The following is a 16,326-nucleotide window of genomic DNA, read 5'->3' as shown; positions in this document are numbered from 1 at the left end:
TCAGCCGATCTGGCGGGCGATCACGGGACCCATCAGGTTGGCGACCGGCAGCGGCAGGCGCTTCCAGGTCTCCACCATCGCGCGGTACTTGGGGTTGAGCGGGTTGATCTCGGGCAACTCGCGCCCGCGCACCAGATGGAACTGGTAATGCAGCGTCCGGGGCTCGAACCCCCAGCCCAGCTTGTAGTCGAACGCCCCGGTCCCGCGCTTGCTGCGGCCGAAGTCGAACAGCCGGGCGCCCCGCTCCGTCGCCCTGTCCATCAGGGACCAGTACATGAAGTCGTAGGCGTGCTCGGTCCGCGCCTCCGGCAGGCCGCCCGCGAAGTAGGGGCAGACCGTGTCGCGGAAATGGAACGCCATCACGGCCGAGACCGGGCCGGAGGCGCCGTGGACCACCGCCAGCTCGACCGCGTCGCCGAACTCCTCCGCGATGGCGGCGAAGAAGCGGCGCGGATAGACCGGCGTGCCCAGGTTGCGGACGCTGGTGCCGTAGATCCGGTAGAACGCGTCGAGCAGGCCCGGCCCGACCTGCTGGCGCAGGCCGCCGCGGATGCTGCGCCGGAGCTCCTGACGCTTCTGCTGGGGCAAGGTCCCCCAGGTGACGCCGATGTCGGCGTCGAGCGGCCGGCGGAACGCGGCGTAGAGCTCCGACTTGACTGTCCAGCCGATCGGCAGCGCGTCCACATGGCGCAGCTCCACGTGATCGACCCCGAGCCGGGCGCCCAGCTCGGCGGCGTCCCTGGCCAGCGCCTGGATCGCGGCGGGGTCCGAGGACGCGATTCCGCCGAAGGTGCAGAACCCGGTGCCGATCAGCGCGTTGCCGAACAGCGGGCTCTTCACGTGGACCAGCGGCAGCACGCCGACGATCCGGCCGCCGCGGCTCGCATGGCGGAAATATGTCGGGTGCCCGTAGCTCCGCCCGATCACCCGCGCCCATCCGGCGCGGTGGAAGAACGTGGCTTCCGGCGACTCGGCGACGAAAGCCTCCCACGCGGGCTCCGTCTGCGGGTCCAACGCCCCGACCTCGACGATCGCCGTCATGCCGCCGCCTCAACGAAAAGAAGCTTACAGGAGGTGATTTCCTTTTTCCTGTCGTCATGCCCGGACTTGATCCGGGCATCTCCGGGCATGAAGACGTCGTTGATCCCCGCAAGAGATGGCCGGATCAAGTCCGGCCATGACGGAAAGGGGAGGCTTGCGCCCGAATGCAATGCTTTCGGACCCCGGCCGAAAAGGGTGCCGGACGGCCGTGGATCAAGGCCGGTCATGCCGAAATGGAAGCCGATCCGCCTTCCCCTCCATGATTGTGTTTTCCCGACAGGGCCGACCGGTAGACATGGTCGATCCGGTCCCACCGGAAGTCGGACAGCAGGCGCTTGAGCTTGGCTTCCATGACGGACAGGTTGGTGTAGTGGCGAAGCCGGGAGCGGAGCGGCGCCGGGCCGATGCGCGGCTGGCCGGGATCGATCTCCCAGGGATGGAAATAGAAGGTCACGGGCTGGCCTTCGGTCCGGTTGACCCTGCCGATCGCGTGGGAAGACCAGCGGTAGGGCAGCAGGCGGAAGAAGCCCCCGCCGGCGCAGGACAGCCGCCGGCCCCTGAGGTCCACCGTGCCGACCGGGATCTCCGCCAGGTCGCGGCCCGCGGCCGGCGCGAAGGGGAACCGGGGGGCGTCGGGCACGCCGTAATGGTCGTGGCGGATCGGGTGGATGCTGGAGCTGTAGCGGTATCCCGCCTCGGCCAGCTCGTCGAACGCCCACCAGGTGCCGCGGTCGATGGAGAAGCTGGCGGCGCGGTAGCCGGTGACCGCCTGGCCCGACTGGTCCTCCAGCAGCTTTCGGGTGCGCGACACGTCGGCGCGGAACTCCGCCGGGGTCTGCTCGCCGACGCGCCAATGCTCCCAGCCGTGGCTCGCCACCTCGTGGCCGGCGTCGGCGATGGCCCGGACCAGCGACGGGTCGCGCCGGGCGACGCAGCCCAGCGTGAAGAAGGTGGCGCGCACGCCGGCCCCGGCGAACAGGTCCAGGATGCGCCGCGTGTTGTCGCCGACCCGCGACGGGAACCCGTCCCATCGGGCGCGGTCCACCGTGCCGGCGAAGGCGGAGACCTGGTAATAGTCCTCCACGTCCACCGACATGGCATTGACGATCGGGTGGGTGGCGGCGTCACGTGCGGTCATCGTCGGCCTCCCTGGCGATCCCGGCCGCCGATCCGTTCCAGGCCGTGCCGGCCGCGTTCACCGCAAGGTAGCCCATCGCCGTCTCCAGCAGGTGGCGCAAGGTCCGGTCATGGGAGTTGACCGTCTCGGTCAGCCTTTCCAGCCGGCCCAGCCGCTCGTCCAGGCTCGCCAGCAGGGCCGCCACGTCGCCGGAGGCGGCCGTCCCGGCCGGGGCGGCGGCCCTTCTCCCGGCGCCGCCGGCGGGCGCCTCGGTCACCTCGGTGCTGAGGTCGGCGACCACGGCCTCGACCGCGGGCGCGTCGATCGCGTGGAGCCCCTCCAGCGCGCCGAACAGCAGCAGCCGGCTGCACAGGGTGTTGATCCGGCGCGGGATGCCGCCGCTGTGCCGGTGGATCAGCGCGAAGGCCTCGGCGTCGATCGCGGGATCGTCGTTCCACCCGACCAGGCGCAGGCGGTGTCGGACATACTCTGCCGTCTCCTCTTCCGACAGCGGGCCGAGATGGTAGGAGGCGATCACCCGCTGGCGGAACTGCTCCAGCGCCGGATCGGCCAGCACGTCCTTGAACTGGGGCTGCCCGACCAGGAAGCTCTGGAACAGCGATCCGCCCTCGACCGTGAAGTTCGACAGCATACGCAGCTCCTCGATGGTCTGGAGCGGCAGGTTCTGGGCCTCGTCGACCACCAGCAGGACCCGGCGCCCGGCCCGGTACTGGGACAGCAGGAAACTCTCGAACGCGCGCAGCAGCCCGGCCTTGTCGGTGGTCCGGGGCGTCACCCCGAAGGCCGACAGGATCATGCGGATCACGTCGTCGGCATCGATGTTGCTGGTCACGATCTGCGCCGCCAGGAACCGCTTCCGGTCCAGTTCGGCGAACAGCTGGCTGACCAGGGTCGTCTTGCCGGCTCCGATGTCGCCGGTCACCACGATGAAGCCCTCGTCCTGCTGCAATCCGTACCGGAGATAGGACAGGGCCTTGTCGTGGTTCCGGCTCGGGAAGAAGAACCGGTGGTCCGGCCCCAGCTTGAAGGGCGACCCGGTCAGATTGTAGAAATCCTCGAACATCAGAACACGATCCGTACGCCAAAGGTCAGGGAATTCTCGGTGTATTCGTCGGCCTCGTCGTCGGCCACGCGCTGGGTGCGGCCGAGCGCCACGCTTCCGAAAACGTCCTTGGCGAGTGAATGGGTCAACGCGATGCGGGCGCTGAAGGTATCCGTCTCGGGCGCCGTGGGGCCCAGGATGCCGGCGACCGGGGCGGCGCCGGCGGTGGCCGCGGCATCGCCGTCGTTCTCGGTGCGGCGCCAGCCGACCCCGGTGAACAGGTTGGTCCGGGGCGACAGCCGCCGGGTCCAGCCCAGGCGGGCCGACAGGTAGCGCTCGTCCGGGCGGATGTCGTATTCGCGCTCCTCGGCCGTGCCGGCCAGGGTCACGGTGTTGCGGTCGTAGTTCCCGACCAGGGAGGTCTGGAACCGGCTGGCGATGAAGGCTTCCGTGCGCAGGCCGAAACCCGGGTCGGTATCGGTGATGTCCACCGGCAGGTTGGTGACCGGATCGATCAGCTGGCCCGACGGGTCCACCGCGAGCTGGAAGCTGCTGAACTGGCGCTGGGTCGTCTCCAGCACGTGCACGTAGCCGGCCTGGAAGGTCAGCCGGGGCGTGATCCGGTAGGTCAGCGAGCCGTTGTAGTCGGGCTCGCCGTAGCGTTCGCCATAGGTCACCCGCAACTCGGTGCGCGGCCCCGGCCGGGTCAGGAAGCCCACGTACCAGATCGGCCCGTCGGGATCGTCGTTCAGGGAGTTGGTGTCGATCGTCTCGTATCCGCCGGAGGCGAGCAGGAAGAACCGGCGGGAAACCGCGTACTGCCCGTTCAGCCGGTAGGTCGAGCGCTCGATGTCGCCGGTCCGGCTCTCCGAGTCGGTGTTCTCGTACTCCGCGATGGCGTCGAGCGCCACGCGCGAGAACACGGGGCCGGTGGACAGGCGCGCCCGGGCCTCGCTGGTCGTGCTGTCGCCGATCTCGTCCTTGCCCACGAAGGTATAGGAATAGCGGTAGCGCAGCTCGCTCTCCGCCAGGTTGCCGAAGCGGTTCAGCAGGTAGGGGCTGATCGAGCCGCCGACCACCTGGGTCCGGTTGCCGCGCCCGACCGACGCGTTGGTCGAGGTCCGCCCGGCCGGATCGATCAGCGGCTGGCTGGCCGACCCGGTCACGTCGACGAACAGCATGTCATCGACCAGCTCGGCGGTGCCGAAGCCGACGAAGTCGTTGCGGACGTTGACGTCGGTGTCCTTCGACAGGGTGGTGTCCAGGGTCAGCCGGTAGTCGAAGATGAAATCGGCCCGGCCGCCTTCGCCGCGCACGTTGACTCCGGCGAAGGGCGACAGGATCAGGGCCGCGTCCGCCCGGTCGTCCGGCTCCAGGTTGACGTTGTCGGTGATCGTGACGTCGAATCCGGCGTTCCGTTGCGCCTGGATGTTGGCGGCCTTGGCGGGGAGGACCGACGCGGGACCCAGGGCCTGGGTGAAGGCCAGCAGCGCGGCGGCGGGAAGCAGTGCCCGCCGACGTTCCGTTCGGTAGGTCATCAGGCCTTCTCTTCGGCGGCGGCGGAGCCTGCGGATTTGCCGTAGCCGCGCCCGCCCTGGGACGCCTTGTCGTAGCCGCTGTAGTAGGAGCCGAAATGCTCGCTGGTCTTGCCCGCGGCCGACTTGTTCAGGACCAGGTTGACGTTGTCGCAGGGTTCCAGCAGGTCCAGGGCGTGCTGCACCTGGGAATGCGCGGTCCGGTTCGCCTCGACCACCAGCAGGACCTGGTCGACGACGTGGGACAGCACGACCGGCTCGGTGGTGGCGAGCACCGGCGGAGCGTCCAGGATCACGATGCGGTTGCGCTGGGACCGCGCCAGCCGGTCGACCAGCTCCTTCATGGCCGGGCTGCCGTAGAGATCGGTGGCGGACGGCACCTCGCCGCCCGACGGCAGGATGGTCAGCCGCATCCCCGGGTCGCGGAGCAGGACTTCCGACGGGTCCAGGCCCGGCTCCAGCAGCAGGTCGGACAGCCCGCGCGCCGGCGGCAGTCCCAGCATCCGCAGGATGCTCGGCCGCATCGCGTCGGCATCGATCAGCAGCACGTCGAAATGCTCGTCGGCCACGAAGCTGAGCGCCAGGTTCAGCGAGATGAAGCTCTTGCCCTCGCCGGGCACGGCGCTGGTCACCATCACCAGGTTGGTGCGTCCCTCCGCGTCGGCTTCCATCGGGTTCAGCTTCTGGATCAGCCGCCGCTTCAGCAGCCGCATCTCCTCGGCCAGCCGCGACCGGCGGTCGCCCGGATGGATCATGCCCATCTCGCGCAGCCGGGCCGGATCGATCGAGATCTCCACGGCTTCCCGGAACGTATCCTGGGGATCGCCCCGGGAGTCGCGGGCCTCCCACGCCGGGGATGCCGCCGGAGCCAGCTGCGGGGCCGGGCCGGCGGCCGGCTCGGCCCGCGGCTCGACGATGTTGCCGCGCCGGGCCGCGCTCGACTGCTGCACCGCTCTGTGGATCAGATCCATGTTCGTAGCCTTGCCCTCGTGGAGCTTCTCTTGACAGCCCTTCTCCGGGCATCGCCCGGCATCGCCGGGATCGAACGGTCTTCCGGCATCGGCCGGGGATCAGGTCTCGCCGCGCTCGAACAGCCCGCCGGCCAGCCCGGACAGCGTCGGCTTCGGCGCTCCCGGCTGGTACAGCATCATCAGGCCGGCGAACACGACCAGCAGCACCGCGACCGACCCGCCGAGGGCCGACACCTCCAGCAGCCGCCAGCGGCTGCGGTGGGGCGATTCGACCATGCTGACGTTGCCCAGCACCGGCAGGTTGAAGGTGTCGCGGAGCGTATTGACGTTCGTGAAGCTGTCCTTCAGCTGGATCAGCACGAACACGACGCCCAGGGCCGCCGCGAAGGCCGCCGCCAGGACGCCGCCGAACAGCAGCACCCGGTTCGGCCCGCTCGGCCGGTTCGGCACGACCGGCGGATCGACCACGCGGAAATCGACGTTGGTGGTCTGGCTGTCCAGCCGCTCCGCCATCCGGATCGACTCGCGCCGCTCGATCAGCTGCTCGTAGTTCTGCCGGAGCACGCCGTAGTCGCGGTTCATCTGGGCGAGCTGGAGCTCGACGGCGGGAACCTCGTTCTGCCGGGCGCGCAGTTGGGCCAGCTCCTCGTTGCGCAGTTCCAGCCGGCGGTTCAGGCCGCCGATCTCGGAGTCGAGGCGCTGGATCTCGGATTCCAGCTGCTGGCGCATCGGGTTGGGCACCGAGCTGGAGGAGGACTGCCGGCGGACGTCCGCTTCGGCCTGCTGGATCATGCGGCGGAGATTGGCGACCGACGGGTTCTGGTCGGTATAGCGCAGCCGCATGTCGGTGAGCTGCTGGCGGAGCTGTTCCAGCCGCTGGCCGGCCGGCGTCGCCGCCAGGGCCGCGGCGGCCTGGGCGGCGTCGGCAGCGGCGAGCGTTTCCGGCGTCCCGGCGAGCTGGGCGCGCAGCTGGTCGCGCTGCCAGGTCGTCGACTGGAGCTGGTTCTCGAGCTGGCGGATGTCGAACTCGGTGGTCTGGAGCCGGCCGTTGACGACGTCCTTGTAGCGCAGCTCCTCCGCGTTGATCCGGCGGAAGTCCGATACGGCGGCCTCCGAGTCCCTCAGCCGCTTCTCGTAGTCGGCGATCTGGGTGTCGATGAAGCGCCGGGTGCGCTCGATGTCGCGCCGGTTGTCGCCGACATTCTGCTCGACGAAGATCTGGAGGATGGACTGCACGACGGAGTGGGCGAGCCGCGGGTCGCTGTCCTCGAACTGGATGCTGAAGATCTGCCGGCCTTCGCCGTAGAACCTGATCCGCTGCTCCAGGTCGGTCAGCAGCGCCTCGCGGGCGCCCTCGCTGTCGACCGTCAGGTCCAGATCGGTCAGCCGCAGCAGCTGCTCCATGTTGGGCCGGGAGATCAGGGTGCGCCGCATGATCTCGACCTGCTGCTCCACGTCGGGCCGGACGGTCATGCCCTTCATCAGCGGGTTCAGCAGGCTCTGGGTATCGACATAGACGCGCGCGCTGGCGCTGTAGCTGTCCGGGAGCTTGGCCACGACCAGCCAGCCCGCCAGGCTGACCAGCCAGACGATGCCGACCACCCACCAGCGCCGCGCCCACGTCTCGGAGGCGTAGTGGCGCAGCAGGTCTTTGAGGTTGAAGGTCAGGTCATTCATGTGAACCGTCCGGTTTGTCCTGGCGCTCCGGGGCCGAGGCCCCGGCACGGCCCCCTAGAACCAGCTTTGCGGGATGATGATCACATCGCCGGGCAGCACCGGCACGTTGGCCCGGATATCGCCGTCGCGCAGCAGGTCGTCCAGCCGGACGTTGAAGGTGGTCTTGTCGGAACTCGCGCCGCCGCCGCGCGCCAGGACGGCCCGGTTCCCCGAGGCGAACTCGGTCAGGCCGCCGACCTCGATCATGACGTCGAGCATCGTCATGTTGGCGCGATAGGGGATGGCGCGGGGCTGGATCGCCTCGCCGACGACCCGGACCTGCTGGTCGAACGGGCCGGCGAATCCGCTGACGATCACCGTCACCAGCGGGTCCTGGACATAGACCTTCAGCTTCTCCTCGATGTCCCGGGCAAGCTGGGTCGGCGTCTTGCCCGTCGCCTCCAGGTCCTCGATCAGCGGGGTCGAGATCCGGCCGTCGGGACGTACCGGGACGGTGACCGAGAATTCCGGGCTCTGCCACACATAGATCTGGATCGTGTCGAGCGGCCCGATGCGGTAGTCGGGCGTGGTCGGTTGCTGGACCTGGACGGTGCCGGGAGCCGGCGGGTTGTCGGCGGACGAGCAGGCCGCCAGGCCGGCCACGGCCAGGAACGCCGACGCGAATGCCGTCACGAGAGTCATCGGCCGACCGCGAAAACGGCGCGAGATCATTCCTCCACCCCACATACCCCTTTTAGAACTGACGGCTTTTTAGGCGAATTGCCGAGTTCCCGCCCGAAAACGATAGAAAAACAATCATCTAAGCAAGTGCTTTTCAACGGTCTGTACGGGCAACCACTAAAGGGCTAAGCGTGACCGGTCGGACTGGCGTACCGGTTCTTCCGTAACATCGCGCCGATTTCGTCAAGGGTGTGTCCGATCGGTCGGGAATTACTTGGCCGGCACCCCGTTCGATCCGTGCTACACCCTTTCCGGCCTTTCGGCATGCCGCGGGCTTCGCTATCAGATCGGCTCGATGGAAACATGCCATGGGATGCCGCAATGAAGAGCCTCGCCGACCGTGTCAAGCTGGCAATCCTGTCGTCGTCCTTCCTGCGCTACCATTGCCGGTTCGATATCGCCGACGGCGCCGCGGGATTGAAGATCCCTGTGATCGACGGCCAGGGACTGGGCAACCTGACCGGGCACGAACCGATCGTCGAACGGATGATCGCGCGGCTGCTCGACCTGCGCCCGGGCTGCTTCGTCGACGTGGGCGCCAACTTCGGCCAGACGCTGCTCAAGGTCGCCCGCCACGACCGTCGGCGCGCCTATGTCGGGTTCGAGGTCCAGCCCCTGTGCCTGCACTATCTCGACCAGCTGATCTCGATCAACCGGCTCGACACGTTCAAGATCCTGCCGATCGGGCTGTCGGACGCCGACCGCTTCGCCACCATGACCAGCGAGCATCCGGGCGACCCGCGCGCCACCACGGTCCAGGGCTTCTGGCCGCCGGACTGGCAGCCGCACGCGCGCCTGGTCCCGCTCCGGGTCGGCGACGCCGTGATCGAGGAACTGGGCCTGGAAGATGTCGGCATCCTGAAGGTGGACGTCGAGGGCGCCGAGGCCGACGTGCTGGACGGGCTGGAGCGCACGGTGCGGCGCCACCGTCCCTATGTCCTGATCGAGATCCTGCCCTACACCGTCGACCCGATCGGCCGGGACGGCCCGGTGGCGGGCGGGATCCGGGACCGGCGCACCGCGGCGGTCGAGCGCCTGCTACGTCAGAACAAGGACCGGGGCTACCGCTCGTTCCGCATGATGCCGGCCGCCGGATTGCTCGAGACGACCGATTACGACGTGCCCTACCATCCCGACAACTGCAACTACCTGTTCGTGCCGGAGGAGCGGGTTGCGGAGACGACCGGCACGGGCGCGCCCGCCACCGGGCGGGCGCGGGAGGAAGCCCTCTCCCCCCGGTGACCCCGGGAGGCGTCAGGCCGGCATCGTGGTGTCGCCGATCAAGGTCATCGATCATTGAACTCCGGCATCGGAGCGGCCCTGGCAGGCACGCCGGATCCGAAGATCGCGGTCCGAATTCGGTCATTGATCTGCTTGATCTTGGTGTTGAGTTCCGAAAAATCGTCAAGGACGACGTGTTCGAATCCGCTGTCGGTCCGTTTCAAATATTGCACCTGAAGGGGGCCGCGAACGCCGCCGGGATTGGCGATGATCACCTGGGTGGCGACCAGCATCGCCAGCACCACCGCGTCATCTACCCGCAACTCCTTGATGTCGCAAGCGACCTGAAGAAAGGACATGGCTGGATCGGCGATCTTCTTGCCCGTCCCCATCGCCACATAAAATGTCCCTCTTGAGTAGTGAGTCGGAACGAATTGCCCGCCGAAGGTGACCAACTCGATGCACCCATTGATTTCGAAAGCCAGCATGATGGAGGCGTTGCCATGCATCGCATCCTTGCGGCGCTTTTCGAAAAAGCATTGGAGATCGTCACTGATCTTGTCCGCCAATTCCAGACCGTCGGGCGCCTCCTTCATCCAATCGTCCAAAAGGCCTTCGATCCGACGCCGGATACGCTCAGCCAGCGAATAATCGCCCGCATAAGCGAAAATCGCGTGGTCGTTCAGCTTGTGGACCTTGGGTCCACGCATTTCCGAAGTCGCGCCGTCCTGCTCCGGGCCGCCGGTCGTGAGGGCGCTGTCGGTGACGATCACGACGCCGTCCACGCAATACATACCGATAGCGACCGTCATGATGCTATCACTCGCGATCAAATCCGGGAGCGATAGATGCTGTTGGCGCGCATATCCGGATACTTTTCATAAACCGCTTCCACGATCTGATCGAAAGAACTGTTCAACGCCCATGGCACCAGCCGGTCGATATAGTCCCGCACCGGTCCGGGCAGACGACCTTGCGCCATCCGACCCCGCGTAGCACCGTCTTCGGTCAGGTGATATTCCCGATAATCCACACCGATCTGGCCGCGCGTGATCACGCATCCCTGCAAGGAAAGTCCATCCAGCGTGTCATAGACCGTTCGGTCGAAGGGGCCGAAATTGTAGGGCCGGAAATCGAATTTCCGGCCTCCGATCATGTCGGCGCAATTCTGATCAATCAGGAAGAACAGCTTTTGGACGTGAATGGGCTGGTACCAAGCGGCAGGTTGACTGGCGAGGGTCGCCAGAACCAACTCCTCCCGAGTCAGGGTAGTCATGGAATCTCTCTCCGGCGGATCGGCGGCAAACGTCTACTGCCAGGGATTCCGCCCATTGCATCGACACTTCCCAGATAGACGGCCCATCTGTCCCTCCGGTCGCGCAATATAACCCTTCCGATAGTATGCGGGAAGCGTTTGCTGCGCCCTCCGTCGGCCGGAACGTTGCGGACCGTGGTCACCCCAGCTTTTGAATCCCGCTTTTGGGGGCACCGCCAGACCGTTCGGCAACAAGTTGAATGCACCTCGCCTGTCGGGAGCCATCGTCGAACCGCTCGATCGCCGTCAGTATCGTGCGATGGACCAGCGGTTCCGGTTGGCCTCAGTCGGGTAGGTCAGCGTCGTCCGGGCAGCTTACCTGCCGACCTGGATCGGGCTGCTGACGACCCCCTGCGGCGCGAAGTCGCAATCCGGTTCCCGTGCGCCTGACTGCGCCGCCTCATCGGATTCGGCAGCGGCGTCCTCGTGCGGTCGAATTGGCTTGGAACGGTACCCGATCAGGTCGATCCGTCCGGGACAGCCGGATCGATGCGTTGCGCCGCAGCCCAAGCAAACTCGATAGACCCGCGTCACCTTCGCTTCGCGTAAAACCGCGGGTTGGCGGCGGCCCAACGCAATGCGGCGAGCGGAACGCGGGCTAGGCGCTCCCACGCCGCCGGTGACCCCATCGAAGGTTGCGGCCTGGAGAGCGCAGCGATTCCTGCCGTTCGACTTTGCTTCGAAAATGCACGGAATCAGCGCGTAAAGCCGTATGACAAAATGCGGTAATTGCCAGAGTAAATCAATACAGATAAAGACACAAAGGAGACTACATAATTAACTTTACATATACCATGTACAAAAAATTACGATTTAGAAGTACTTGTGCCTTTACTGATCATTAAGCCCGCAACAATAGCCTTGGATCAACTTCGGGCGCTCCGATGCGCCGCAGCAGAGTTCTTATCCAAGGTATCCGCATCATGACTGCTCAATCGGCTGGCCAGACCCTCGTCGGCACCGGCGGCAACAATGTCCTTACCGGCGGCCCGGGCAACGACACGATCTGGGGCGACGGGACGCCGATAACGGTGGCCGAGCCCTTCAGCCTGCGCGTCAAGGCGTCGGCGGACCTCTACCAGGGGGCGCCGAAGATGCGGGTCTGGGCGGACAAGGTCTTCCTGGGCGAGGTCACCGTCACGGCGGTCCATGGCGACGGTGCCTGGCAGGATTTCGCGTTCTCACGGGTCGGCCTGTCGGGCGCCGCCAGGATCAGGATCGAATATGTCAACGACCTGGGCGGCACGACGCCCGGCAAGGATCGCAATCTCTGGATCGACAGCATCGAGGTCAACGGCGCGACGCTGACGCCGGACCAGTCGATCTACGACCGGGGCGGCAAGGTCCAGCCCGGCCAGTCCGGCATGATGTGGGGCGGCGCGCTGGTGTTCGATACGGCCAAATACCCGGCCGTCAGGAATCCCGCCTGGGTCCCCGGCGCCGGCGACGACGTCCTGAGGGGCGGCGACGGCGACGACCTGCTCCATGGCGGCACCGGCAGCAACGTCCTGGAGGGCGGGGCCGGGATCGACACCGCGGGTTATCTCCATGCCAGGGCCGACTATGCCGTGACCGCCGAGACCGACGGCACGGTCACCGTGACCGGCCGCGGATCGAACGACCGGCTGGACGGGATCGAGAAGCTGAAGTTCGCCGACGGCACCGTCGATCTCAAGGACCTGGTGCCCGTCGCGGCGCCGGACGAGGCCGACACGAAGGAGGGAACCCCGGTCGTCATCGACGTGTTGGCCGACGACACGGTGCCCGCCGGGGAGAGCATGCACCTGACGGGCGTGGGGCAGCCCGCCGACGGCGTGGTTACCATCAATGCCGACGGGACCCTGACCTATATCCCGAAGGATTATTGGAGCGGCCGGGATAGTTTTACCTACAGCTTGAGCGACGGGAAAAACGGCACCACCACCGGTTTCGTGTCCGTCGAGGTCTCGGCCGTGGCGGACAAACCCCTGCTCTCCGTCGCCGGCACGCTCCGAGCCGAAGTGAAGCCCACGGAGACGACAGCAGTGCCCATCGACATCTCCGCGAACCTGATCGATCTCGACGGTTCCGAAAACCTCACGGTGATGATCAGCGAGGTCCCGCAAGGGGTGACCTTCACCGCGGGCGCGCGCGACGACAGCGGCAACTGGGTCCTGCAGCCGGCTGATCTGGCGGGACTGCAGATGATCCTGCCGGCCGCCTTCTCCGACAGCTTCGCGCTGACCGTCGCCGCCCAGTCGGTCGAGTCGTCCAACCGCGACACCGCGGCGACCTACAAGACGGTGGAGGTCCAACTCGCCAAGGCCGCCGCCACCGACATCGTCGTGCGCGCTTCCGGCGACAGCTACAAGGGCGCGCCGACCTTCAGCCTGCTGGTGGACGGCCAGAAGATCGGCCAGACCGCCTCGGTGCAGGCGTCCCACAAGCTGGGCCAATGGCAGGACATCGTCTTCAAGCTCCCGCCCGGCACCGACCCGCGCAGGGTCGAGATCCGCTACGAGAACGACCAGGGCGACTCCGGCGGCGACCGCAATCTCTATGTCCAGTACATCGACGTCCTCGGCACCCGGCTGACGCCGGACGAGGGCCGGTACGAGCGCTATTCCAAGCCCGCGATCAAGGGGCAGGAAGCCCTGCTGTGGGGCGGCAAGCTGATCTTCGCCGACCTCGCGCAGACGCCGGACTCCGGCGGCAGCGCTCCGGGCACCGGCAGCGGCGGGTCCGGCGGCTCGGGTTCCGGAACCATCACCGTCAAGGCGTCGGGCGACCTCGCGGGCGGCGTTCCGCCGCAGTTCGACCTGTACGTCAACGGCATGAAGATCGGGGCGACCACGCCGGTCACCGCGTCGCACGCCGGCGGCCAGTGGCAGACCTTCACCTTCACGCCACCGTCGGGCACGACGTCCCAGAGCAAGATCGAGCTGCGCTACACCAACGACAGCTCGTCGCAGGGCGACCGCAACCTGTATGTCGATTATATCGAGGTCAACGGCACCCGGCTCCAGGCCGAGGACGCTGCCTATTCACGCACCGGCCTGAGCACGATCACCGGGGCCGAGGCCATGAAATGGGGCGGCTCCCTGGTGTTCAACGGCGCCCCGGTTGCGATCGTCCCGGCGGTGATCGAGGTGAAGGCCTCCGGCCCGGTGCTCAAGGCGCCGGACCTGGCCGAACCCGCCAGGGCGGGGGAGATCGTGGCGCTCCAACTCAAGAACGACGGCGACAAGGCCGAGCCCGCCGGCCAGGTCACTTTCGGACACGTCTTCAAGCAGGGCGACCTCGGGCCGGGCAAATACCTGGTGGCCCTGATCGACGGGCGCGAGGTGCCGGTCCAGCTCGACGTCAAGGCGACCCACGAGGACGGTTCGGTCCGCCATGCCCTCCTGACCGTGGCGCAGCCGGCGCTGGCCGCCGGGGCAAAGGTGGACCTGATGCTCAAGGCCGCATCGGCTCCGCCGGCCGGGCCCGCCATCCGGCCGTCCGACGTCCTGAACAAGGGCTATGACGTCGACGTGGTCCTGAACCTGAAGAACGCCGACGGGACCGTCACCAAGTTCACCGTCGACGCCGCCGCCGAGCTGGCCAAGGCCGCCGCGGCGGGCACCCTGACGACCTGGATGAGCGGCCCGCTGGCGAGCGAGTACCGGCTGGTCAAACCGATCAACGACCATCTAAGCGTCACCCTGGACATCCGCGCCTTCAAGGACGGCAGCGTCCGGACCGACGTGACCCTGGGCGTCGAAAGCTCCTACAAGCCCGGCGTCCAGAACTTCTACACCTACGACATCCAGGTGCTCGACCACGGCGCCGTGGCCTACGCCAAGACCGACATCGCCCATTACCGGAACACCCGCTGGCACAAGGAGATCTGGTCGGGCGACGAGCCCGACATCCACGTGGCCTACGACGTGGGGTATCTCCAGGCGACCGGCGCCGTGGCCTCGATCGACAGCTCCCTGGGCGTGCTCGCCGGCAGCGTCCACCTGCCGTCGGGGGCGAACACGGACCCCCTGGGCAACGCCATGATCTACAAGAAGATGTCCGACGTCGGCGGGCGCGGCGACATCGGCATCATGCCGATCTGGAACGCCCGCTACCTGGCGAGCCAGGACGCGGACGCGATGAAGACCATGCTGGCCAACGCCGACGCCGCCGGCAGCATCCCGTGGCATTACCGCGACGAGGACACCGGCGAATACCTGCGCATCGACCAGCATCCCAGGCTGTGGATGGACGGCCGGACCAACTGGGCCGAGTTCGGTTCCGACGGGCTGACCAACGGCTTCGCCAAGGGCACCGCGGTCGGCTGGGAGATGGACACCGCCCACCAGCCGGCGCTCAGCTACCTGCCCTACCTGGTCACCGGCTCGCAGTATTACCTGGACGAGCTGCTGGCCCAGACCTCCTACAGCATCGGGGCGTACGCCCCCCACTACCGCGGCCACGGCGAGGGCTTCCTGGACTTCGACCAGGTGCGCGGCCGGGCCTGGACGTGGCGCAACATGAACGACACCGCCTTCATCACGCCCGACGACCACGAGATGAAGACCTATTTCGTCGACATGCTGGAAAGCAACCTGGACAACCTGGTGGAGCGGTACATCACCAAAGGCGCCATGGACAAGTACGGCGAGATCGAGGGCTTCTTCCGCCACGACATGTGGCCCGACGGGGACCTGCTGGTCTGGCAGTCCGACTTCGTGGCCCTGGTCCTCGGCTCGATCGCGGAGCGCGGCAGCCCGCAGGCGGCCGAGCTGCTGAAATGGATGGACGGCTTCACGTCCGGGCGCTTCATCCACGGCGACGACGGTTTCGACCCGCGCTTCGGGGCGGCCTACGTCCTGAAGGTCAACGCGCCGGCGAACGGGCCGGTCTACAAGACCTGGGCCGACCTCTTCAAAGGCAGCTTCGGCTCCTCTCCCTCGGTTCCGGCGGAAGGCATCATGGGCACGCCGACCTCGCCCTACGGCTATGCCGCCAACGCCAAGGCGGCGGTCGCCGCCATCTTCAGCGCGATCCAGTCGCCCGACGCGATGGAGGCGTTCGGCTTCCTGACCAAGTCCATCGTGCAGGCCAAGGGGGCCCCGTCCTTCTACTATGATCCGACCTGGAACGTGGCGCCCAAGCTGTCCGACGGGAGCTATCTGACCTTCGACAGCATCCGCATCACCAGCTCGTCGGGCAAGCAGACCCTGACCGGGGCGGACAAGAACGAGCTGATCCACGGCTCGCTGGGCGACGACACCATCACGGGCGGGAAGGGGATCGACATCCTGTTCGGCGCGGAAGGCAACGACATCCTGAAGGGCGGGGCCGGGGACGATTTCCTCTACGGCGGACCGGGCGACGACCGGCTGTACGGCGGGCCGGGCGACGACTACCTGAAGGGCAATTCCGGCGACGACACCTTCGTGTTCGACCGGGAGGCGGGCGGACGCAACCGGATCGGGGACTTCAACGGGCACGGCTCCGACATCCTGGAGATCACCGCCGACCTGAACGGCAACGGGCTGCGCACGGCCGCCCAGGTGATCGGGACCGCGACCTCCGACACCGACGGCAACGCGGTGCTCCATCTGGGGAACGGCATCGAGATCGTCCTGCTGGGCGTGTCGGCCAACGAACTGAAGGCCGACATGATTCACATGACCTGAGGGATCGGGCGG

General features: G+C 67.2%; 11 protein-coding genes. 2 read left to right on the top strand and 9 right to left on the bottom strand.

Annotated elements, in window-relative coordinates; genetic code table 11:
- From JL101_RS22535 to JL101_RS22505, 7 genes are all read right to left on the bottom strand, one after another.
- Complete coding sequence (locus JL101_RS22535; RefSeq protein ID WP_203096125.1) at positions 1-1,041, bottom strand: FemAB family XrtA/PEP-CTERM system-associated protein; 1,041 nt, start codon at positions 1,039-1,041, stop codon at positions 1-3.
- A 223-nt stretch (positions 1,042-1,264) separates the two neighbouring features.
- Complete coding sequence (locus JL101_RS22530; RefSeq protein ID WP_203096127.1) at positions 1,265-2,179, bottom strand: XrtA system polysaccharide deacetylase; 915 nt, start codon at positions 2,177-2,179, stop codon at positions 1,265-1,267.
- The gene (locus JL101_RS22525) at positions 2,166-3,242 is read right to left on the bottom strand and encodes an XrtA/PEP-CTERM system-associated ATPase (protein ID WP_203096129.1); all 1,077 of its coding nucleotides are present in this window, start codon (positions 3,240-3,242) and stop codon (positions 2,166-2,168) included. Before JL101_RS22525 ends, JL101_RS22530 begins: the two co-directional genes overlap by 14 nt.
- Positions 3,242-4,759, bottom strand: a complete 1,518-nt coding sequence (locus JL101_RS22520; protein WP_203096131.1) for a TIGR03016 family PEP-CTERM system-associated outer membrane protein — start codon at positions 4,757-4,759, stop codon at positions 3,242-3,244. Before JL101_RS22520 ends, JL101_RS22525 begins: the two co-directional genes overlap by 1 nt.
- Entirely contained in the window at positions 4,759-5,727 is a 969-nt protein-coding gene (locus JL101_RS22515) for a P-loop NTPase (protein WP_203096133.1), read from the bottom strand. The genes JL101_RS22520 and JL101_RS22515 overlap by 1 nt, the downstream gene beginning before the upstream one ends.
- A gap of 99 nt (positions 5,728-5,826) precedes the next feature.
- On the bottom strand, positions 5,827-7,404 hold the full coding sequence (locus tag JL101_RS22510; RefSeq protein ID WP_203096135.1) for an XrtA system polysaccharide chain length determinant: 1,578 nt from the start codon (positions 7,402-7,404) through the stop codon (positions 5,827-5,829).
- 54 nt (positions 7,405-7,458) lie between these two features.
- On the bottom strand, positions 7,459-8,085 hold the full coding sequence (locus JL101_RS22505) for an XrtA/PEP-CTERM system exopolysaccharide export protein (protein WP_203096137.1): 627 nt from the start codon (positions 8,083-8,085) through the stop codon (positions 7,459-7,461).
- A 360-nt stretch (positions 8,086-8,445) separates the two neighbouring features.
- Here JL101_RS22505 and JL101_RS22500 point away from each other — a divergent pair, with 360 nt between their 5' ends.
- Positions 8,446-9,366, top strand: coding sequence for an FkbM family methyltransferase (locus JL101_RS22500; RefSeq protein WP_203096139.1), 921 nt, complete (start codon positions 8,446-8,448; stop codon positions 9,364-9,366).
- A 44-nt stretch (positions 9,367-9,410) separates the two neighbouring features.
- Here the strand turns inward: JL101_RS22500 and JL101_RS22495 are convergent, their stop codons facing one another.
- Positions 9,411-10,157: an Ntn hydrolase family protein gene (locus tag JL101_RS22495; RefSeq protein WP_203096141.1), complete on the bottom strand. Its 747-nt coding sequence runs from the start codon at positions 10,155-10,157 to the stop codon at positions 9,411-9,413.
- A 17-nt stretch (positions 10,158-10,174) separates the two neighbouring features.
- Positions 10,175-10,621 carry a Panacea domain-containing protein gene (locus JL101_RS22490; protein WP_203096143.1) on the bottom strand — a complete coding sequence of 149 codons (447 nt, stop codon included), beginning with the start codon at positions 10,619-10,621 and terminating at the stop codon, positions 10,175-10,177.
- 962 nt (positions 10,622-11,583) lie between these two features.
- On the opposite strand from JL101_RS22490, the gene JL101_RS22485 reads away from it, so the two are divergent.
- Positions 11,584-16,314: a carbohydrate-binding domain-containing protein gene (locus tag JL101_RS22485; RefSeq protein ID WP_267133533.1), complete on the top strand. Its 4,731-nt coding sequence runs from the start codon at positions 11,584-11,586 to the stop codon at positions 16,312-16,314.
- Positions 16,315-16,326 lie beyond the last annotated feature (12 nt).

Origin of the sequence: Skermanella rosea (genome assembly GCF_016806835.2) — a bacterium.
Taxonomy (GTDB): domain Bacteria; phylum Pseudomonadota; class Alphaproteobacteria; order Azospirillales; family Azospirillaceae; genus Skermanella; species Skermanella rosea.
The sequence above is the reverse complement of the archived record's forward strand: the minus strand, read 5'-3'. Positions and strand labels throughout refer to the sequence as shown.